The sequence below is a fragment of the Rhodanobacter sp. UC4451_H18 genome (assembly GCF_052978225.1).
Window position 1 is genome coordinate 3,446,969 of record NZ_CM129663.1, and the last position, 19,938, is coordinate 3,466,906.

Here is a 19,938-nt window from a genome sequence, read left to right on the forward strand (position 1 = left end):
GCAAATCTGCGCGCGTTATCCGTGCAGGCTACCCGCCGCCGCAGGCAGCGGCAAGATTGACTTGCGCGGGGTTTGCGCGAAGCGCGGGCCGGCGCCGACCGGGGGTCATCGCGGCGCGAGCACCGGTGCCGCGATCGGCGGTTCGCGCAGCAACGCGTTGATCTCCTCGACGAGCGTACCGAGCATGTCTTCGCCATATCCGACGTGGACATGGGCCACGGTGCCGTCACGATGCAGCATCACCATCACCGGGATTCCCGTGACGTCATACGGCTTGCCGATGGCGCCGTGACGATCCCAGGTGAGCAGCAGTTCGGGGAGGCTCTTGCCCAGTGCGCGCGCGGCACGCAGGAAGACGCGGCGATCCTCCTTGTAGTTGACCGCCACCACCTGCAGCGACATGCCGCGCTCGGTCGCCAGCGATTGCATCTTCGCCAGCACCGGCATCTCCTTCATGCAGTAGCCGCACCAGGTCGCCCAGAAACTGATCACCACGACCTTGCCGCGCAGCGAGGCCAGGCTCACCGTGTGTCCATCCATCGTTGGCCCCAGTGAATCCGGCGGCACGTCGCCGGGCCGCACGCCCGCGGTGGCGGCGAAGCAGCTCATCAAGGCGACCAGGAGCAGGCTCATCCGTCGCATGGCGTCCCCTTCATATCCATGGACCAGCGGTCACGAGAGGCCAGTGTAAGCGATGGCCGGGTGCGGCAATCGCGGCCGCGATGTTTGCCTCAGAACAAGCTGGCCTGATCCAGCAGCAGGCGCACCGGGGCAAAGCTGCGGCGGTGCAGTGGGCATGGCCCCAGCCGCTGCAGCGAGGAGAGGTGGGCCGGCGTGGGGTAGCCCTTGTGCAGGGCGAAGCCGTAGCCGGGGTGGAGCGCGTCCAGTTCCACCATCAAGCGGTCGCGGGTGACCTTGGCCAGGATCGAGGCCGCGCTGATGGCCGGTTCCAGCGCGTCGCCGCCGACGATCGCGCGCGCCGGGCAGGGCAGGTCCGGCGGCAGCTTGTTGCCGTCGATCAGCGCGTGCTGCGCGGCGGGCGCCAGGCCGGCGAGGGCGCGGCGCATGCCGGTCATGGTGGCGCGGAAGATGTTCAGCGAATCGATTTCCTCCGGCTCGACCAGCACGATGCAGTACGCCAGCGCGCGTTCGAGAATCAGCGGGAACAGCGCCTCGCGGCGCGCCTCGCTGAGCCTCTTCGAATCGTCGAGGCCGCGGATCGGCCGGACCGGATCGAGGATCACCGCCGCCACCGCCAGCGGACCGGCGAGAGGGCCGCGACCGGCTTCGTCGACGCCGGCGACCAGCAGGCTGGTCGCCGATCCGTCCTCGTCCGCCTGCGAGCGCGGCGGCGGGCGATGGCTGTCGAGAACAAGCTCAGCCATCGGCGCGGCCGTGATCGTCGACCAGCTCCGCCACCGCGGTCGCGGCCCGTTCGCCGGCGTGGCCGGCCATGTCGCCGCGCAGTTCCTGGTGCAGGTATTCGAAGGCGGCCACGATCGCGCTGCGGCGCTCGCTGTCGCCGAACAGGGCCAGCGTGGCGGCGGCCAGCTTGTCGGCGGTGCAGTCGTCCTGCATCAGCTCGGGCACCCACGGCCCCGGGCCCAGCCCGCTGGCGCGGGCCAGGATGTTGGGCAGCGAATAGACGTCCGTCTTGATCATGTTCAGGGCGCGCGCGATGCGATAGCTCAGCGGCGCCACGCGGTAGCCGACCACCATCGGCCGCTTGGCCAGCATGGCCTCCAGCGTGGCGGTGCCGGAGGCCAGCAGCACCACGTCGGCGGCCAGCATCGCCTCGTGGGCCTGGCCGTCCAGCAGCAGTGGCGCGGGTTCGCTGGCCGGCAATCGGGCGAGCAGTTCCTGCAATCGCGCGTGTACCCGTGCATTGGCGGCGGGGACCACGATGCGCAGGCCGGGCACGACTGCGGCAACGTGCTGCGCGGCATCCAGGAAAATCCGGCCCAGCCGATCCACCTCGGACATCCGGCTGCCCGGCAGTACCGCCAACACCGGCGCCTGCTGCGGCAGGTGCAGCGCCTCGCGCGCGCCGACGCGGTCGGCGACCAGCGCGAAGCGGTCGGCCAGCGGGTGGCCGACGAAGCGCGCGTCGATGCCATGGCGCGCGTAGATCGCCGGTTCCATCGGGAACAGGCACAGCACGCGGTCCGCGCTGCGACCGATCTTCTCCACGCGATTCTCGCGCCATGCCCACACTGAGGGGCTGACGTAGTGAACCGTGCGCAAGCCGGCCTCCTTCAGGCGCCGTTCCACGCCGAGGTTGAAATCCGGGGCGTCGATGCCGATCACCACCGCCGGCCTGGCCTGCCTGAGGCGCGCGACCAGGGAACGGCGCAGACGCAGCAGGCGCGGCAGGTGGCTGATCACCTCGCTGAAACCGAACAGCGACAGCTCGCGGATGTCGTACCAGGACTCGAAGCCCTCGCGCTGCATCCGCGCCCCGCCGATGCCGACGAAGCGCGCCTGCGGGTAGCGCTGGCGCAAGGCGACGATCAGGTCGGCACCGAGCTGGTCGCCGGAATCCTCACCGGCGAGGATGGCGATCAGCGGGGCAGGTGCGGAGACGCCGGTGTTTTGCATTTCGTCTCCGTCGTGAAGCGAGAGCCAGAGCGCGTGCTTGATTTTGCGATAAGCGCGACGCGCTTATCGCGCCAACGACCGCTCGCTGTGGTCGAGGAACTCCAGCATTGCCATGACGTCGGCGCTTTCGCGCGCCTGCTCGGCGAGTTTCTCGCGGGCTTCGGGCAGCGAGAGGCCGGCCATGTAGAGGGTGCGGTAGGCGCGCTTGATCGCGGCGATGCGGGTGGCATCGAAGCCCCGGCGTTTGAGGCCTTCGCTGTTGATGCCGCGCGGGCGGCCCTGCTGCTCGTTGGCCATCATCACGAACGGCGGCACGTCGTGGCCGACCAGGCAGCCCATGCCGATGAAGGCGTGCGCGCCGACCTTGCAGAACTGGTGCACGCCCGAATAGCCGGAGAGGATCGTCCAGTCACCGATCTCCACGTGCCCGGCCAGGGCGGAATAGTTGGAGAACACCACGTGATTGCCGACCTGGCAGTCGTGCGCGATGTGCACGTAGGCAAGCACCCAGTTGTCGTCGCCGAGGCGCGTGACGCCGCCGCCGTCGCCGGTGCCGCGGTTGATGGTGGTGAATTCGCGGATCAGGTTGCGGTCGCCGATGACCAGTTCGGTGCGCTCGCCGGCGAATTTCTTGTCCTGCGGATCGCCGCCCAGCGAGGCGAACTGGGCGACGCGGTTGTCGCACCCGAGCCGGGTGGGGCCTTCGATCACCACGTGCGGGCCGATCACCGTGCGGTCGCCGATCTCCACCTGCGCGCCGATGACGCTATAGGCGCCGATGCGCACGCCGGCGCCGATCACGGCAGCCGGGTCGACCTGCGCAGTGGGGTGGATCGCGGTGCTGTCACTCATGTTCATGACCTCGCGGCGCACATCAGTTCGCAGCTTGCCACTTCCTTGCCGTCGACCGTGGTGCGCGCGGCGAACAGGCCCATGCCGCGGACCAGGCGTTTCAGGTTCACTTCCAGGCGCAACTGGTCGCCCGGCACCACCGGGGCGCTGAAGCGCGCATTGTCGACCTTGACCAGATAGAACAACGGGCTGCCCGCGTCGCCCTTCATGCGGCGGCTGATCTGCGTCAGCAGGCCGGCGGCCTGCGCCATCGCCTCGATGATCAGCACGCCCGGCATCACCGGATGGCCCGGGAAATGGCCATCGAAGAACGGTTCGTTGATGGTGACGTTCTTCAGCGCGACCGCGCTGACGTCCGGCACGACCTCGATCACCCGGTCGACCAGCAGGAACGGGTAGCGGTGTGGCAGCAGGCGCTGGATCTGCTCCACCTGCACCGGCAGGGTGATCTCGAAATTTTCCTCAGTCATTGCTCTTGTCCTTTTCCAGTGCCGCCAGACGGCGCGCGTATTCGTCCAGATGCTTGAATCGCGCCGCATTCCTGCGCCACAGGCGATTTTCCTGCAGCGGCACGCCGGAGGAGTACTCGCCCGGTTCGCGTATCGAATGGGTGACCAGGCTCTTGGCGGTAATGGTAACCCGGTCGGCCAGCTCGAGATGGCCGAGCACGCCCGCATTGCCTCCGATCTGGCAGTAGCGGCCGATCCTGGCACTGCCGGCCACGGCGGCGCATCCGGCCATTGCGGTGTGCGCGCCCACGTGCACGTTGTGGGCGATCTGGATCTGGTTGTCCAGCCGCACGTCTTCTTCCAGCACGGTGTCGTCCAGCGTGCCGCGGTCGATCGTGGTGTTGGCGCCGATCTCGCAGTCATCGCCGATGCGTACCCCACCCAACTGGGGCAGCTTGATCCAGTGGTCGGTGTCGAAGGCCAGGCCGAAGCCGTCCGAACCGATCACCGCGCCGGGATGCACCAGCACGCGGCGACCCAGGATGACGCGCGTGACCAGGGTGACCCGGGCCACCAGCCGCGATTGCGCCCCCACCGTGCAGCCCTCGCCGATGATGCAATGTGGCCCCAGCACGGCGCCGTCCTCGACCACTGCATCGGCCTCGATCACGCAACACGGGCCGATGCTGGCGCCGGCGCTGACGCGCGCGGAAGCGGCGACCACGGCACTGGGATGCACGCCAGCCGGTGCGGCGGGCAGGCGCTCGAACAGCGCGGCGATGCGCGCGTAGGCGACGTAGGGGTCCCTGGCGATCAGCGCGGTGGCCGGGCAATCGGCGAGGTTCTCCTCGCGCAGCACCACCACGCCCGCGCGGGTGGACAGCAGCTGCGCGGTGTATTTGCTGTTGGAAAGAAAGCTCAACTCGCTGGCACCGGCGCCACCGAGCGTGCCCACGCCGCTCACCATCCGCGTGCCGTCGCCGCGGACGTCGAGGCCGAAGCGCGCGGCCAGTTCGGCTGCCGAGTAGTGGATGGCGTTCATGCGTGGCTCCGGACGGTGCGCGTCATTGTAGGGCGTGGCACCGCACGACGCAGGTGTGCCCGGACGACGAAAAAGAAAACGCGGCATCGCCGCGTTTTCCTTCGATACGCCGGCAGCTCCGCACGTGGCGGCGCCCGCACCGGCCGATGGTCAGAACTGGCTGCCGAAGGTGAACTGGATGCGCTCCTCGTAATGACCGTCCGACGGCTGCGAGCGGAACGGCACGGCCAGGCTGATGATCAGCGGGCCGATCGGCGCCTGCCAGTGCAGCGATACGCCGGCCGAGGCGCGCAGCGTGCTGGCGTCGAAACTCTGGTAATCCCGGTAGACGTTGCCGACGTCGGTGAACAGCGACACGCGCGCGGTGTTGATGTCCTTCAGGAACGGCAGCGGCAGGTACAGCTCGGCGGTGCCCAGCACCTTGAACGAGCCGCCGATCGGTTGCGCCCAGTAGGCGCCCAGGCAGTTGCCGCGCGCGTCCGGCGAGCTGCCGTCGATGCACACGCGTGGGCCCAGGGTGTTGTCCTGGAAGCCGCGCACGTCGCGCACGCCGCCGGCGGAGAAGTTGGCGAAGAACGGGAAATCCTGGCGCAGGTCGGGCATCACGTAGCCTGCGCCGCGCTGCGCTTCGGTGGCGGCCTTGAGCACGGCGAACTGGTCGTCGCTGATGCCGTTCTTGCCATAGGTCTTGCCGTAGCCCACCTGGCCGTCCAGGTAGAGCACGAAGCCCTTGCCGATCGGCCAGTAATGGTTGGCCTCGGCGGTGAGCTTCCAGTACTGCACGGTGGAGCCGGGCAGGGCGACATCCGCCTGGGCCTGCAGCAGGCCGCCGCGGGTGGGCGCCCAGAAGCCGTTGCGGGTGTCGTGGTTCCAGCCCAGCGTGCCGGTCCACGAATGGATCGTCTTGTTGCCGAGCTGGTTCTGGTAGTCGATCAGGTCCCGCGGGCTGTAGCCGGGGAACAGGTTGACCTTGTTGCTGCTGATGCCCAGGCCCACGCGCACGCCGTCGGTTTCGCTGATCGGGATGCCCAGGTAGGTGGAGAAGCCCTTGGCGCTGGTGCTGTAGTTGGCGTAGTCGGTGTTGCCGTAGTCGGTCTTGGAATAGTTGACGCTGTAGCCGATGCCGATGCCGTTGTCGGTCAGGTACGGGTTGTAGTAGTTGGCGCCGAAACTGGTCTGGTAGGTGCTGCGCGAGCCGCTCACCGAGAAGCTGTCGCCACTGCCGAACAGGTTGTTCTGGCTCAACGAGGCGTTGAGGATGATGCCGGCGTACTGCGAGTAGCCGATGCCGAACTGCATGCTGCCGGCGGCCTGCTCCTCGACCTTGACGCTGACGTCGACCTGGTCCTGCGAGCCGGGCACCAGTTTCTTGTCGATGTCGACCTTCTTGAAGTAGCCCAGCCGCTGCAGGCGGATCTTCGAGCGGTCGATCGCGGCCTGCGAGTACATGGAGCCTTCGAGCTGGCGCATCTCGCGACGCAGCACGTTGTCCTCGGTCTTGGTGTTGCCGGAGAAGATCACGCGGCGCACGTACACGCGCTGGCCCGGCTCGACGTACATGGTCAGGTCGACCGTGTGCTTGTCCTTGTCCAGCTTCGGGATCGGCGTGACCTTGGCGTAGGCATAGCCGATGTTGGACAGCACCGCCTTGATCGCCTTGCTGGAGTTCTCGATCGCGCCGCGGTTGAAGATGTCGCCTTCCTTGACGAACACCAGCTGGCGCATCGTCTTTTCCGGCAGGATCAGGTCGCCGAGCAGCTTGACGTCGGTGACCTTGTAGATGTCGCCTTCCTTGATGCTGGCGTCGATGTACATGTTGCGCTTGTCCGGCGAGATGCTGACCTGGGTCGAATCCACGCCGAAATCCGCGTAACCGCGGTTCATGTAGTAGGACTGCAGCTTCTCCAGGTCGCCGGAAAGCTTCTCGCGCGAGTACTGGTCATTCTTGGAGTACCACGACATCAGATTCGGTGTGCCGGACTCGAAATCGTCGCGGATCTGCTTGTCGGTGTAGGCGTGGTTGCCGAGGATGTTGATCTCGCGGATCTTGGCGGCCTTGCCCTCGCGGATCTCGATGTCGATGGCGACACGGTTGCGGTCGAGCCGGGTCACGTGCGGCTCGACCGACACGTTGTACTTGCCGCGGTTGTAGTACTGCCGGATCAGCTCCTGCTGCACGCCGTCGATGGCCAGCCGGTCGAAGGTCTCGCCTTCGGAGATGCCGGTCTGCTTGAGGCCCTTCTTCAGGTCGTCGGTCTTGATGTCGTGGTTGCCGCGGATGTTGAGCTTGGCGATGGACGGCCGCTCGACCACCTTGATCACCAGGATGTTGCCGTCGCGGTCGAGCTCCACGTCGCTGAAGAACTTGGTTTGGTACAGCGCGCGGATGGCGCGTGCCGCCTCGGCGTTGGTGAGCCGGTCGCCCTTGTTCACCGGCAGGTAGTTGTACACCGTGCCGGCCGCGATGCGGCTGAGGCCGTCGATGCGGATGTCCGAGATCACGAAGGGCTCGAACGCGTACGCGTTGGCGGCAAGGGAGGCAAGCAGGATCAGCGCGGCGATACGCTTCATCGTCGGTTCCGTTGGGTTAGTTTGACGGGGCGGCCAGCGCGGCCGCTCCGTCAACGCATGCGGCGGGGGATGAGCCCGTCGCGAAAAGGGGCGCTGCATTCCAGCGGGAGTTGTCGCGGACCGCGTCGGCCCGGGCAAGCACGGCCGGCGCAGTCTGGCGGATCGCCAGGTGGTCGAGGGCGATGGCGATGCGCATCACGACAGCAGGGTTCGCTGGATGTCGTTGAATAGCGTCCATCCGACCAGGCTGAACAGCAGGACCAGACCGATGTACTGGCCGATGATCATGGCCTGTTCGCTGACCGGGCTGCCCTTGACCAGTTCGATCAGATAATACAGCAGGTGCCCGCCATCGAGGACCGGGATCGGCAGCAGGTTCAGGATCGCCAGGCTCAGCGACACCATCGCCAGGAACTGCAGGAACCACGCCAGCCCCATCTGCGCCGACGCATTGGCGTACTGGGCGATGCCGATCACGCTGGAGATGTTCTTGGTCGAGGCGTGCCCGCTGAGCATCTCCCCGATCATGCCGAAGGTCTGCCGGGTATTGCGCCAGGTGGTGGTGAACGCGGCGCCCAGTGCGCGCGCCGGCGAGTACTGCACGGTGGCCGGCTCCGGTGGCGGCGGGGCGACGCCCAGCATCCACTTCGCCGGCTGGTCGCCGAGCGACTCCCATGTCGCGGTGACCGCGAGGGTCAGCAGCCGGCCGTCGCGCAGCACGCCGATCGACAGTCGCGGCGATGTGGCCGCCGCCGATTGCACCAGCTTGCCGAGGCTGTCGAAATCGCCCACCGGCTGGCCGTTGATGCTGACGATGCGATCGCCGCCCTGGATGCCGCCCAGGGCCGCCGGTTGCCCGGGCTTGACCGTGCCGGCGATCGCCGGCGGCGGCGCCAGGCGCAAGCCGAGCTTGCCGAAGTACTGGTCGATCGGCTGGCCGGCCGGCAGACGGTCCAGCGGCAGCACGAGTTCGCGGGTCTGGCCGTCGGCGTGGCGCACCGTCAGCGGCAGCGGGGTCAGCGCCAGCAGCGCGTTGCCCACCGCGTCCATCGAATCGCTCCAGGTGGAGACCTGGCGCCCGTTGACGCTGAGGATGCGGTCGCCCGGCTGGATGCCTGCCTCGGCGGCGATGCTGTCCGGCGTGGCGGTGACGATCGGCGCGTAGTCGCTCCGGCCGAGCATGAACATCAGCCACAGCGCGGCGATGGTGAAGATCACGTTGAAGCCCGGCCCGGCCGCCACGATGGCGATGCGTTTCCACACCGATTTGCCGGTGAACTCCTGGTCGCGCAGGGCCGGGTCGACCTCGCCCTCGCGCGCGTCCAGCATCTTCACGTAGCCGCCCAGCGGGATCGCCGCGATCCAGTATTCGGTGCCGTCGCGGCCGATGCGCTTCCAGATCGCCTTGCCGAAGCCGATCGAGAACCGCAGCACCTTGACCCCACAGCGCCGCGCGACCCAGTAGTGGCCGAACTCATGGAAGGTCACCAGCACGCCGAGCGTGACCAGCAACCAGAACACCGAGCCGAAAAAGGAAGTCATCAAGTACCGCAGCGGAAAGTCATCGGGACAAGAATATCAGCAAGCCCTGCGCAGTACGCGCCGGGCCGCCTCGCGGGCCGCCCGGTCGCGCTCGAGCAGGGTCGGGATATCGACCACCGGCTGCGCCGGCAGTTCCGCAAGCACCGCCTCGACCACGTCGGCGATCGACAGGAACGCCAGCGTGCCGGCGAGGAAGGCCTCCACCGCCACCTCGTTGGCCGCGCTCAGCACGGTCGGGGCATCGCCACCGGCGCGCAGCGCCTGGAAGGCCAGCGCCAGGCAGCGGAAGGTGGCCAGATCCGGCGCCTCGAACTGCAGCGGCGCGCAGGCGGCGAGGTCGAGCGGGGTGACCCCGGACTCGACCCGCTCCGGCCAGGCCAGCGCGTGGGCGATCGCGGTGCGCATGTCCGGGTTGCCCAGTTGCGCCAGCACGGAGCCGTCGACGTAGTCGACCATCGAGTGGATCAGGCTCTGCGGATGCACCACCACCTCGATAGCCTCGACCGGCGCGGCGAACAGGTGATGCGCCTCGATCACCTCCAGCCCCTTGTTCATCAGGGTGGCCGAGTCGACCGAGATCTTGCGGCCCATGACCCAATTGGGATGCTTGCAGGCCTGGTCGGGCGTGACATGCGCCAGCTCGGCGCGGCTGCGGCCGCGGAACGGGCCGCCGGACGCGGTCAGGATCAATCGGCGCACGCCACTGCGGGCCAGTGCGGGGCGACCGCCCGGCAGGCACTGGAACAACGCGTTGTGCTCGGAGTCGACCGGCACCAGCACCCCGCCACCGCGCTCGACCGCCTGCAGCAGCAGCGGGCCGGCCATCACGATGGACTCCTTGTTGGCCAGCAGCAGCCGCTTGCCGGCCTGCGCGGCGGCCAGGGTCGACTCCAGCCCGGCGGCGCCGACAATGGCCGCCACCACGGTGTCGCACAGGTTGCCGGCCGCCGCGGTGACCAGCGCGTCCGGGCCGCTGGCGACGTCGCAGCGCACCCCGGCGTCGACCAGGCGCCGGGCCAGTTCGCGCTCGTGCGCGGGATCGGCGACGATGGCCAGGTCCGGCCGGTGACGAGCGCACAGTTCGACCAGCGCCTCGACGCGGTGGTTCGCGGTGAGCACGCTGGCGCGGAACCGCTCCGGATGGCGCGCGATCACGTCCAGCGTGCTGCCGCCGATCGAGCCGGTGGCACCAAGGACAGCGACCGTGCGCATCGTCACAACTGCAGCAGCCACAAGCCGGCGGCGAAAATGGGCAGTGCCGCGAACACGCTGTCCAGTCGATCCATCAGGCCGCCATGGCCGGGAAAGATGCTGCCCGAATCCTTCACCTGGGCATGCCGCTTGAGCAGGCTCTCGAACAGGTCGCCGACGATAGAAATGGACACGGTGGCCGCCGCCAGCAGCGCCAGCGCCAGCAACCGCACATCACGCACGTCGAGCAGCCAGGCGCCGACCAGCGCCAGCAGCACGCCGGCGACCAGCGCGCCGTAGGCGCCGGCCCAGGTCTTGCCCGGGCTGATATGCGGCGCCAGCTTGCGCTTGCCGAAGGCGCGGCCGGCGGCGTAGGCGCCGATGTCCGAGGCCCACACGATCATCAGCGCCAGCAAGGTCCACCACGGGCCGTGCGGCGAGTGGCCATGGATGCGGACCAGGGCGACCCAGGCCGGAAAGATCACGAATGCGCCGGCCAGCAGTTTCAGCGCGGTGTTGTCGCGCGTGGGCGCGGCGGCGAACGCGAAGTGGCGCAGCCACAGGCAGGCCACCAGCCACCATGCCACGCCAGCGACCAGCAGCCAGTCGAGCCACGCGCTGTCGCGCGCCAGCCAAAGCAGCACGAACACGCCGGCGGCCACGATCAGCAAGGCCACCCGGGCACGGCCATGCAGGCCGCTCAGCTGGGCCCATTCCCCCCATGCCGCCAGGAAAGCCACGGCCACGATCGCGCCGAAGACGCCGGTCGGCGGCAGCAGGACGATCAGGATCGCCAGCGGCGCGAGCACCAGGGCGGTGAGAATGCGCTGAAGCAGCATGGAAATCCTCTAGGAGCGTGGGCGGTAGAAACCAAGGGAGCGAGGCAAAGCGATTTTGAGTCAGGTTTTTCGATCGTTTGAGGAAGATAGCCGTAGCTATCTGACGAGAAGGAGCGGAAAAGCTGGCCAAAAGCGCGAAGCCATAGCCCCTTGGTTTCTATCGCCCACGCTCCTGGGGGGCAGGGGCCAGCTGCGCGCTGGTGCGGCCGTAGCGGCGCTCGCGCGAAGCGTAGTCGGCGATGGCCTCGCGCAGGCAAGCCTGGTCGAAATCGGGCCACAACGTATCGGTAAAGTACAGCTCGGCGTAGGCGACCTGCCACAACAGGAAGTTGCTGATGCGGCGTTCGCCGCCGGTGCGGATGAACAGGTCCAGCGGCGGCAGCTCGGCCAGGCTCATCCACTGGCCCAGCCGTGATTCGTCGATCTCGTCGGCGCGCAACTCGCCATGCGCGACTGCCGCGGCAGCGTGGCGACAGGCCTGCACGATGTCCCAGCGGCCGCCGTAACTCACCGCGATATTCAGTTGCAGCGCCGCGTTGCCGGCGGTGCGGTCCGTCGCCGCGCGCATGCGCTGGCGCAGCGGCTCGTCGAAGCTGTCCAGGTCGCCGATGAAGCGCAGGCGCACGCCGTGGCCGTGCAGTTCCTCCACTTCTTTGTCCAGCGCGCGCACGAACAGGTTCATCAGCGCGCTGACCTCGTCCTGCGGGCGCTGCCAGTTTTCGCTGGAGAAGGCGAACAGGGTCAGCACCGGCACGCCTTCGCGCAGGCAGGCTTCGATCACCTCGCGCACCGCGCGGCGCCCGGCGTTGTGGCCGAAGCTGCGCGGACGGTGCCGGGCGCGGGCCCAGCGCCCGTTGCCGTCCATCACGATGGCGACATGGCGGGGAACCCGGGCAGCCGTGGCGGCCGGCATGCGGGGTGCGATGGCGCTCAGAGCGCCATCAGCTCCTCTTCCTTGGCCTTGACCACGGTATCGACGTCCTTGACCGCGCGATCGGTGAGCTTCTGGATCTCGTCGTCGAAACGGCGATCCTCGTCCTCCGTGATCTGCTTGTCCCTGAGCAGGTCCTTGACCTGCTGCAGGGCATCGCGGCGCACGTTGCGGATGGCGATCTTGGCGTTCTCGCCCTCATGGCCCACGTGCTTGGCCAGCTCCTTGCGACGCTCCTCGGTGAGCGCGGGCATGTTGAGCCGGATCACGGTGCCGGCGGTGGTCGGCGTGATGCCGATGTCCGATGCCATCAGGGCCTTCTCGATCGGCGCCACCATGTTTTTTTCCCACGGCGTGATGAGGATGGTGCGCGCATCGGCCAGCGTCACGGACGCGACCTGCGACAGCGGCGTTTCCGCGCCGTAGTAGCTGACCTTGATGTGGTCGACCAACGTGGTGCTGGCGCGGCCGGTGCGGATACGCGTGAGGTCGTGCTTGAGCGAGTCGATGCTCTTGCCCATGCGGGCCTGGGCATCGTTCTTGATGTCGTTGAGCATGTGTCGTACCCCGGTGAATCTGGCAACGCGTGATTATAGCAGTGGCGGGCGTCGCCCCCGCGGGCCGACTCAGCCGACCAGCGTGCCGATCGACTCGCCGCCCATGATGCGCATCAGGCTGCCGGGCACGCTCATGTCGTAGATGCGCAGCGGCATGCCGTGGTCGCGGCACAGCGCGATCGCGGCGGTGTCCATCACTTGCAGGTTGCGCTGGATCACTTCCTCGTAGCTCAGCCGCTCGTAGCGGATGGCGTGCGCGTCACGGGCGGGGTCGGCGCTGTAGACGCCGTCGACCTTGGTGGCCTTGAGCAGCAGGTCGGCGCCGACTTCCACGGCGCGCAGCGCCGCGGCCGAGTCGGTGGTGAAGAACGGATTGCCGGTGCCGGCAGCGAACAGCACGATGCGGCCCTTCTCGATGTGGCGGATCGCGCGGCGGCGGATGTAGTCCTCGGCCACGTCGTGGATCTGGATCGCGCTCATCACCCGCGCATAGCCGCCACGCTTCTCGATCGCATCGGCCATCGCCAGCGCGTTCATCACGGTGGCGAGCATGCCCATGTGGTCGCCGGTGACGCGATCCATGCCGGCCGCGGCCAGGCCGGCGCCGCGGAAGATGTTGCCGCCGCCGATCACCACGCCCACTTCCACGCCGGCGCGGCGCACCTCGATGATCTCCTCGGCGAGCCGGCCGATCACGTTCGGATCAATGCCGTAGTCGGCCTCGCCCATCAGCGCTTCACCGGAGAGCTTGAGCAGGATGCGGTGGTACTTGGGCTGGGTGCTCATGGGTTCTCCGGATTGTGGGGGCAAACCGCCACATTGTAGCGGCAGAGCCGCTCTCGGGTAAGCTTGCGTCGGTCGATTGAAGTCGCCGTGACGGATTCGGTTCAAGGAGCGAACGGGTGGGGTGGAACACGCTTTATTACGGGGTCCCGGCGCCGTCGCGCGGGCGACGCATCGCCATCCACGGCACGCTGATCGTGATGGCCCTGGCGTTCTACGGCGGCTGGATCGACTTCCTGCCCGAGCCGTGGGTGGAACGATCCAGCTTCTACGTGGCGCTGGTGCTTGGCGTGGCGGTCACGGTGTGGCTCGCGTGGGTCAATCTCACCGGACGCAACGAAGCCTATCAGGGCGGTACCGCCAAAATGCTCCTGGCGGCACCGTTCTGCGCTGCCTTGGCTGCGGGCTTCATCTGGTGCGCGCTGGCGCATGGGGTGGCGGGCGGGGTCACGCGAATGCTGGGCGATGCCGCATTCATGCCGCCGGTGCAGATGCACACCGTTCACCGCCGGCGGCGCCGGGAATGCGACTACCAGTTGAGGGGCGGCCCCATGACCGGCTTCCTGTTCGACCACCTTTGCACCAGTTCGGCCTATTACGAGGCCCATCCGCGCCATCGCGTGGAGGTGGCGCTGGGAGGCTTTCACGGGCGGCTGGGGTTCTACGTCACGCAGTTCGGCCATCGTCGCGACCTGGGCGCCTACCGGGATTGACCGCGACAACGAAAAGGGCCGCGGTTTCCCGCGGCCCCTGGTTCGAAGCACCCGCTCTTTCTGAAAGTCCGGCCATGGCGAGGGCATGGATGCCCGAGGTGAGGCAACGCAGGAGCGGTTGCCCGATGGCCGGTCTTTGCCGTCAGGGATGACGGGTACTTCGGATTACCTCAAGCCTGCCTGCTTCATGACTTCGGCGGCGAAATCCTCTTCCACCTTCTCGATGCCTTCGCCGACGGCCAGGCGGACGACCGAGATGACGTCGGCGCCTTCCTTCTTCAGCGCCTCGGCGACCGTGACGTTGGTGTCCAGCACGTAGGGCTGGCCCAGCAGGGTGACTTCGGAAACGATCTTGTGGATCTTGCCGCTGATGATCTTCTCCAGGATCTCGGCCGGCTTGGCCTTGTCCTTCTCGGACATCAGGCTCAGCGCGATTTCCTTCTCCTTGGCGACGAACTCGGCCGGCACGTCCTCGGCGCGGACGTGCGCCGGGTTCATCGCCGCCACGTGCATGGCGATGCCTTTGGCCAGCTCCTCGGAGCCGCCCTTGAGCGACACCAGCACGCCGATGCGACCGCCATGGATGTAGTTGCCGATCACGCCGTCGTTCTCGATGCGGGCCATGCGGCGCACGTCGATCTTCTCGCCGATGGTGGCGATCAGCGCCTTGGCCGCGTCCTCGACGGTGCCGCCGCCGGGATAGGCGGCTGCCTTGAGCGCGTCGATATCGGCGGCGCTGGACTTCAGCGCGACTTCGGCGACGGCGTCGCTGAACTTCAGGAAGCTCGCGTCCTTGCCCACGAAGTCGGTTTCGCAGTTGATCTCGACCAGTACGGCCTTGCCGCTGGCCTGGTCGGTGACGATGCGGCCTTCGGCGGCGATGCGGCTGGCTTTCTTGTCGGCCTTGGCGAGGCCGGACTTGCGCAGCCACTCCATGGCGGCGTCGAGGTCGCCGTTGTTCTCCACCAGCGCCTTCTTGCATTCCATCATGCCGGCGCCGGACCGCTCGCGCAGCTCCTTCACCATCTGGGCGGAAATATTGCTCATCGGTAGTTCTCCAATGCTTGGATGGCGCGACGGCAAGCAAACGCCGTCACGCGTTGATCTCGGCAGCCTGGCGGCGGTCGGCGACCGCCGCCTCGGCGCTTACTTGGCGGGCGCGCCTTCGTTGCGCGGGCCACGGCCGCCGTCGCGACCGCCGTCGCGGCGCGGCGCGGACTTGCGCGGGGCAGCCTCGCGGCGCGGGCGATCGACCTTGGCCACCGGGTTGCCTTCCTCGTCCAGCTCGACGAAGTCGTTGCCGTCGCCCTGGGCGGCGGCCGGCGCGGCGGCCTTGCCTTCGAGGATCGAGTCGGCGGCGGCGCGGGCATACAGCTGGATCGCGCGGATCGCGTCGTCGTTGCCCGGGATGGCGTAGTCGACCAGCTCCGGGTTGTAGTTGGTGTCGACCACGGCGATCACCGGGATGCCGAGCTTCTTGGCTTCCTGCACGGCGATGTCTTCGTGGCCGATGTCGATCACGAACAGCGCGTCGGGCAGGCGGTTCATGTCCTTGATGCCGCCCAGCGAGGCCTGCAGCTTGTCGCGCTCGCGGCGACGGGCCAGCACTTCGTGCTTGACCAGCTTGTCGAAGCTGCCATCGGTCTCGGCTGCTTCCAGCTCCTTCAGGCGCGAAACGGACTGCTTCACGGTGCGGAAGTTGGTCAGCATGCCGCCGAGCCAGCGCGAGGTGACGAACGGCATGCCGGCGCGGGCAGCCTCTTCGGCCAACGGCTCGCGGGCCGAACGCTTGGTGCCGACGAACAGGATGGTGCCGCGCTTCTGCGCCAGGCCCGACAGGAAATTCATCGCGTCGGTGAACAGCGGCAGGGTCTTTTCGAGATTGATGATGTGGATCTTGCCGCGGGCACCGAAGATGTACGGGGCCATCTTGGGATTCCAGTAACGGGTCTGATGACCGAAATGGACGCCGGCTTCCAGCATCTGACGCATGGTGACTTGTGCCATGGGTGTCGCTCCGATTGTCGGTTCCCTCGAGAAGGAACCTGGGGGTTGGGACCTCCACGCATCCCCGGCTTCGACCGCGACTGGCCCGATTTTGACGGTGGGCGAGGCGCGGCACCCCGAAGGCGGTGCCGATGCGTGTGTGGCGTTGGTTTGGGTGTTGTACCGCTGGGCGTTACAATCCCGGCTCGCTTTGCGTGGATCGACTCCCGCTCGGGAGGCATCAGCCCTGCAAAACTCCGAAATTGTAGCCGGTACGCCGGCGGTGCGGCAAGTCTCTGGATTTCAAGGAGTTCTGTCGCCACATGAGTGGAATCCATGGCCATTACCCTGAAATCTCCCGAAGACCTTGAAGGCATGCGCGTCGCCGGCAAGCTGGCTGCCGAAGTGCTGGCCATGCTCAAGGAGTACGTCAAGCCCGGCGTCACCACCGAGGAGTTGGACCGCCGCGCCTACGAGCACATCGTCAACGTGCAGAAGGCGATTCCCGCCAACGTCGGCTATCACGGCTTCCCCAAGACCCTGTGCACCTCGGTCAACCATGTGATCTGCCACGGCATCCCGAGCGAGGGCAAGGTGCTCAAGGACGGCGACATCGTCAACCTCGACGTCACCGTGATCAAGGACGGCTGGCACGGCGACACCAGTCGCATGTACGTCGCCGGCACCCCGTCGGTGCTGGCCAAACGGCTGGTGGATACGACTTTCGAGGCGATGATGCGCGGCATCGAGGCGGTGCGTCCCGGCGCCACGCTTGGGGATATTGGCCACGCCATCCAGCAGCATGCCGAGGCGGCCGGTTTCAGCGTGGTCAAGGAGTACTGCGGCCACGGCATCGGCAAGGTCTATCACGACGAGCCGCAGGTGCTGCATTACGGCAAGCCCGGCACCGGCGTCGAGTTGAAGAAGGGCATGACCTTCACCATCGAGCCGATGATCAACGCCGGCAAGCCGCAGACGCGCCAGATGCCCGACGGCTGGACCGTGGTGACCAAGGACCATTCGCTGTCCGCCCAGTGGGAACACACCCTGGCGGTGACCGACGACGGCTTCGAGATCCTCACGCCCTGGCCGGATGCGTGAAGCAGGAGTGAGTGGGGAGGAGTGAGAAAAGAGAGCCGGACGCGCGGCGCCGGCGCCGGATGCCATGCAGACATGGCAGACTGCCTTCTCTCATTCCGCACTCCTCTCCACTCACTTCTCGCTCCAATGAATTCAGCGCTCCCTCCCTTGCCGCGCCTGCCCGTGGCAGTGCCGCGCTCCGGCGTTTCGGCCGAGGCGCGGCGGGCGTTGCGGCAGTTGCTGGAGGATGTGGATCGCGGGTTGGCTACGGCGTTTCGCGACGGCATGGATGCCAGTGCGTTGGCGCGGCGGCGCGGCGAGTCGGTGGCGCGGGTGGTTGCGCATGTGTGGGCAGCCTGCCTCGGTGAGGTAGCCGGCGCGGCGCTGTTCGCGATTGGCGGCTTTGGCCGCGGCCTGCTGTTTCCGTACTCGGATGTGGACCTGCTGGCGCTGGCGGCGGCACCCGAGCCCGCGCGCCTGCGGGCACTGGAGCAGTTCTTCGCTACCTTGTGGGACATCGGCCTGAAAGTGGGCCACGCCGTGCGCGAACCAGCGCAATGCCGGGCGCTGGCCGCGCAGGACGCCAGCGTATTCACCAGCCTGCTCGACGCGCGACGGCTGGCCGGCGATCCGGCCTTCGATGCGCAACTGCGGGGCATCGTTGACGACCCGGCGTTGTGGCCGCCGCGCGAATACCTCGCCGCCCGGCTGGCCGAGCGCAACGCGCGGCACGCCCGTTACGACGACACTGCCTACAACCTCGAACCGAACCTCAAGGACGGGCCCGGCGGCCTGCGTACGCTCGACTCGCTGCGCTGGATGGGGCGACGCCTGGCGCACGCGGACGGGTTGTCGGGGATGGTCGCCGAGGGGCTGCTCGATCCGGCCGAGCAAGCCCAACTGGAACAAGCCGAATCGACGCTGCGCCGTTACCGCTATGCCCTGCATCTGGAAGCGGGACGGGCCGAGGAGCGGCTGCTCTTCGACTATCAGCAGGCGCTGGCCGCACGCCTGGGATTCCAGGACGAGCACGAGAAGAACCTCGGCGTCGAACAGTTCATGCAGGGCTACTACCGCGCAGCCAGCCAGGTCGAGCGGCTCGGCGTGCAGGTGGCCGAGCGCTTCGAGGAGATGCTGGAGCCTCCCGCGGCGGAGCAGCCGGTGGGCGACGATTTCGTGCGCTACGGCGCGCGCCTGGCCGCGCGCGATCCGGAATTGTTCATGCGCCGGCCCGCGGCGCTGGTGGAGATTTTCATCGCCCGGCTGGAGCAGTCCGGCGTGCTGGGCTTCAGCGCCGACACCATGCGCCGCATCCATCAGGCGACCGACGCCCATGGCGCGGCGCTGGCCCGGGACGAGGAGGTGCTGGCCGCGTTCCTGCGCCTGTTGCGGCGAGGTGCGCCGGCGGTGGAGGCGTTGTGGCGGATGAACCGGCACGGCCTGCTGGCGGCGATCCTGCCGGCGTTCGGCAAGGTGTTCGGGCGCATGCAGTACGACCTGTTCCATGTCTACACGGTCGACGAACACACCTTGCGCGTGTTGCGCAACATGGCGCGCTTCGCCGAGCCGGCGGCACGGGGCGAGTTCCCGCTTGGCTGCGAGATCTGGGCCATGCTGCCCAAGCCCGAGGTGCTGCTGCTGGCGGCGTTGTTCCACGACATCGCCAAGGGTCGCGGCGGCGACCATTCGGTGCTGGGCGAACAGGATGCGCGGGATTTCTGCACGCGGCTGGGCCTCCCCTCTGGCGACGTCGAACGGGTCGCCTGGCTGGTGCGCCATCACCTGCTGATGAGCACCACGGCGCAACGCCAGGACATCACCGATCCCGAGGTGGTGCACCGCTTCGCCGAGACGGTGGGCGAGCGGGAGCAGCTCGGCCAGCTCTACCTGCTGACCATTGCCGACATCATCGGCACCAGCCCGCGCCTGTGGAACAGCTGGAAGGATCGCCTGCTGGCCGATCTCTGCACCAGCACCCGCCATGCCCTGCGCAGCGACGTCGAGTTGCCGCGCGACGCCGGCGTGCGCGTGCGCGAATGCAGCGCGCAGGCGCTGGCGCGGCTGCAGGAGGATGGCTTCGACGAAGCCCGGGTGCGGCAGGTCTGGGGGGATTTTCCGCAACTCAGCTTCCTGCGCCATCGGCCCGAGCAGATCGCGTGGCAGACCGCGGCGATCCTGCGCGCGCAGGGTGCGGTGCCGCTGGTCGCGGTGGAACCGTTGTCGGTACGCGGCAGCACCGAGCTGTTCGTCTACACGCCCGATCGGGACGGCCTGTTCGCGACCGTGACGGCGATGCTGGATCGGCTGCGCTTTTCGGTGATGGAGTCGCGCATCCTCAGCTCGCCCACCGGCATGGCGCTGGATACCTTCCTGTTGCTCGAAGCCGACAGCCAGCAACCGGCCAGTCCCGCGCGTGCCGAGGAGTTGCAGCAGCGCCTGCAGCGCGCACTCGCGCAAGCGGTGGGCGTGCAGCCGAGCAAGCGCAGCATGTCGCGTCATCAGAAGCATTTCCAGGTGACGCCGAAGATCAGCTTCCATGCCGCCGGCGGTCGCACCCAGTTGGCATTGGCGGGGACCGACCGGCCCGGTCTGCTGGCGGCGGTGGCGCAGGTGATGCTGAGCGAGGACGTACGCGTGCACGACGCACGCATCGCCACCTTCGGCGAGCGGGTGGAGGACTTCTTCCTGCTGACCGACCGCGCCAACGCGCCGCTCGATGCGCAGCACCAGCAGCGCCTGCTGCAGGCGTTGCTGGCGCGGATCGGTCCCGCGCGCGAGTGAAGCGGGCGGCTCGCGCTATCATG

18 protein-coding genes are annotated in these 19,938 nt (G+C 67.9%); 3 read left to right on the forward strand and 15 right to left on the reverse strand.

All coding sequences use genetic code 11. From position 1 onward, the window contains the following. Positions 1-105 precede the first annotated feature (105 nt). The 13 genes from ACVCMG_RS15440 to pyrH form a co-directional block, all read right to left on the reverse strand. On the reverse strand, positions 106-633 hold the full coding sequence (locus tag ACVCMG_RS15440) for a TlpA family protein disulfide reductase (protein ID WP_395119743.1): 528 nt from the start codon (positions 631-633) through the stop codon (positions 106-108). Positions 634-731: 98 nt separating this feature from the next. Further along, the gene (gene rnhB / locus ACVCMG_RS15445; protein WP_395119742.1) at positions 732-1,385 is read right to left on the reverse strand and encodes a ribonuclease HII; all 654 of its coding nucleotides are present in this window, start codon (positions 1,383-1,385) and stop codon (positions 732-734) included. Continuing rightward, a complete protein-coding gene (gene lpxB, locus ACVCMG_RS15450; RefSeq protein WP_447114501.1) occupies positions 1,378-2,598 on the reverse strand; it encodes a lipid-A-disaccharide synthase in 1,221 nt (406 codons plus the stop codon). The genes rnhB and lpxB overlap by 8 nt, the downstream gene beginning before the upstream one ends. Before the next feature lie 63 nt (positions 2,599-2,661). Then, on the reverse strand, positions 2,662-3,450 hold the full coding sequence (gene lpxA / locus ACVCMG_RS15455; protein ID WP_447114502.1) for an acyl-ACP--UDP-N-acetylglucosamine O-acyltransferase: 789 nt from the start codon (positions 3,448-3,450) through the stop codon (positions 2,662-2,664). Positions 3,451-3,452: 2 nt separating this feature from the next. After that, complete coding sequence (gene fabZ, locus ACVCMG_RS15460) at positions 3,453-3,920, reverse strand: 3-hydroxyacyl-ACP dehydratase FabZ (protein ID WP_395119739.1); 468 nt, start codon at positions 3,918-3,920, stop codon at positions 3,453-3,455. After that, entirely contained in the window at positions 3,913-4,941 is a 1,029-nt protein-coding gene (gene lpxD / locus ACVCMG_RS15465; protein WP_447106502.1) for a UDP-3-O-(3-hydroxymyristoyl)glucosamine N-acyltransferase, read from the reverse strand. Before lpxD ends, fabZ begins: the two co-directional genes overlap by 8 nt. A 150-nt stretch (positions 4,942-5,091) precedes the next feature. Then, the gene (gene bamA, locus ACVCMG_RS15470) at positions 5,092-7,512 is read right to left on the reverse strand and encodes an outer membrane protein assembly factor BamA (protein WP_395119737.1); all 2,421 of its coding nucleotides are present in this window, start codon (positions 7,510-7,512) and stop codon (positions 5,092-5,094) included. A gap of 195 nt (positions 7,513-7,707) precedes the next feature. Continuing rightward, entirely contained in the window at positions 7,708-9,054 is a 1,347-nt protein-coding gene (gene rseP / locus ACVCMG_RS15475; protein ID WP_447114503.1) for an RIP metalloprotease RseP, read from the reverse strand. 36 nt (positions 9,055-9,090) lie between these two features. Continuing rightward, complete coding sequence (locus ACVCMG_RS15480; protein WP_447106501.1) at positions 9,091-10,266, reverse strand: 1-deoxy-D-xylulose-5-phosphate reductoisomerase; 1,176 nt, start codon at positions 10,264-10,266, stop codon at positions 9,091-9,093. A 2-nt stretch (positions 10,267-10,268) separates the two neighbouring features. After that, a complete protein-coding gene (locus tag ACVCMG_RS15485; RefSeq protein ID WP_447114504.1) occupies positions 10,269-11,084 on the reverse strand; it encodes a phosphatidate cytidylyltransferase in 816 nt (271 codons plus the stop codon). Positions 11,085-11,241: 157 nt separating this feature from the next. Next, the gene (uppS, locus tag ACVCMG_RS15490) at positions 11,242-11,997 is read right to left on the reverse strand and encodes a polyprenyl diphosphate synthase (protein WP_447098379.1); all 756 of its coding nucleotides are present in this window, start codon (positions 11,995-11,997) and stop codon (positions 11,242-11,244) included. A gap of 17 nt (positions 11,998-12,014) precedes the next feature. Beyond that, positions 12,015-12,572: a ribosome recycling factor gene (gene frr, locus ACVCMG_RS15495; RefSeq protein ID WP_447098380.1), complete on the reverse strand. Its 558-nt coding sequence runs from the start codon at positions 12,570-12,572 to the stop codon at positions 12,015-12,017. 69 nt (positions 12,573-12,641) lie between these two features. Continuing rightward, the gene (gene pyrH, locus ACVCMG_RS15500; RefSeq protein ID WP_395119731.1) at positions 12,642-13,358 is read right to left on the reverse strand and encodes a UMP kinase; all 717 of its coding nucleotides are present in this window, start codon (positions 13,356-13,358) and stop codon (positions 12,642-12,644) included. Positions 13,359-13,474: 116 nt separating this feature from the next. On the opposite strand from pyrH, the gene ACVCMG_RS15505 reads away from it, so the two are divergent. Further along, a complete protein-coding gene (locus ACVCMG_RS15505; RefSeq protein WP_447114505.1) occupies positions 13,475-14,068 on the forward strand; it encodes a hypothetical protein in 594 nt (197 codons plus the stop codon). 165 nt (positions 14,069-14,233) lie between these two features. Here ACVCMG_RS15505 and tsf read toward each other — a convergent pair whose 3' ends face one another. Both tsf and rpsB read right to left on the reverse strand, forming a co-directional pair. Next, a complete protein-coding gene (gene tsf, locus ACVCMG_RS15510; protein ID WP_447114506.1) occupies positions 14,234-15,115 on the reverse strand; it encodes a translation elongation factor Ts in 882 nt (293 codons plus the stop codon). 99 nt (positions 15,116-15,214) lie between these two features. Beyond that, positions 15,215-16,075: a 30S ribosomal protein S2 gene (rpsB, locus tag ACVCMG_RS15515; protein WP_395119728.1), complete on the reverse strand. Its 861-nt coding sequence runs from the start codon at positions 16,073-16,075 to the stop codon at positions 15,215-15,217. A gap of 315 nt (positions 16,076-16,390) precedes the next feature. On the opposite strand from rpsB, the gene map reads away from it, so the two are divergent. Then, complete coding sequence (map, locus tag ACVCMG_RS15520; protein ID WP_447098382.1) at positions 16,391-17,155, forward strand: type I methionyl aminopeptidase; 765 nt, start codon at positions 16,391-16,393, stop codon at positions 17,153-17,155. A 126-nt stretch (positions 17,156-17,281) separates the two neighbouring features. Next, positions 17,282-19,915, forward strand: a complete 2,634-nt coding sequence (gene glnD / locus ACVCMG_RS15525) for a [protein-PII] uridylyltransferase (protein WP_447099967.1) — start codon at positions 17,282-17,284, stop codon at positions 19,913-19,915. Positions 19,916-19,938 lie beyond the last annotated feature (23 nt).

Coding starts and splice junctions, on each gene's coding strand:
- ACVCMG_RS15440 (WP_395119743.1), bottom strand. CDS start 633: ATGAGCCTGCTCCTGGTCGCCTTGATGAGCTGCTTCGCCGCCACCGCG.
- rnhB (WP_395119742.1), bottom strand. CDS start 1,385: ATGGCTGAGCTTGTTCTCGACAGCCATCGCCCGCCGCCGCGCTCGCAG.
- lpxB (WP_447114501.1), bottom strand. CDS start 2,598: ATGCAAAACACCGGCGTCTCCGCACCTGCCCCGCTGATCGCCATCCTC.
- lpxA (WP_447114502.1), bottom strand. CDS start 3,450: ATGAGTGACAGCACCGCGATCCACCCCACTGCGCAGGTCGACCCGGCT.
- fabZ (WP_395119739.1), bottom strand. CDS start 3,920: ATGACTGAGGAAAATTTCGAGATCACCCTGCCGGTGCAGGTGGAGCAG.
- lpxD (WP_447106502.1), bottom strand. CDS start 4,941: ATGAACGCCATCCACTACTCGGCAGCCGAACTGGCCGCGCGCTTCGGC.
- bamA (WP_395119737.1), bottom strand. CDS start 7,512: ATGAAGCGTATCGCCGCGCTGATCCTGCTTGCCTCCCTTGCCGCCAAC.
- rseP (WP_447114503.1), bottom strand. CDS start 9,054: ATGACTTCCTTTTTCGGCTCGGTGTTCTGGTTGCTGGTCACGCTCGGC.
- ACVCMG_RS15480 (WP_447106501.1), bottom strand. CDS start 10,266: ATGCGCACGGTCGCTGTCCTTGGTGCCACCGGCTCGATCGGCGGCAGC.
- ACVCMG_RS15485 (WP_447114504.1), bottom strand. CDS start 11,084: ATGCTGCTTCAGCGCATTCTCACCGCCCTGGTGCTCGCGCCGCTGGCG.
- uppS (WP_447098379.1), bottom strand. CDS start 11,997: ATGCCGGCCGCCACGGCTGCCCGGGTTCCCCGCCATGTCGCCATCGTG.
- frr (WP_447098380.1), bottom strand. CDS start 12,572: ATGCTCAACGACATCAAGAACGATGCCCAGGCCCGCATGGGCAAGAGC.
- pyrH (WP_395119731.1), bottom strand. CDS start 13,358: ATGAGCACCCAGCCCAAGTACCACCGCATCCTGCTCAAGCTCTCCGGT.
- tsf (WP_447114506.1), bottom strand. CDS start 15,115: ATGAGCAATATTTCCGCCCAGATGGTGAAGGAGCTGCGCGAGCGGTCC.
- rpsB (WP_395119728.1), bottom strand. CDS start 16,075: ATGGCACAAGTCACCATGCGTCAGATGCTGGAAGCCGGCGTCCATTTC.
- map (WP_447098382.1), top strand. CDS start 16,391: ATGGCCATTACCCTGAAATCTCCCGAAGACCTTGAAGGCATGCGCGTC.
- glnD (WP_447099967.1), top strand. CDS start 17,282: ATGAATTCAGCGCTCCCTCCCTTGCCGCGCCTGCCCGTGGCAGTGCCG.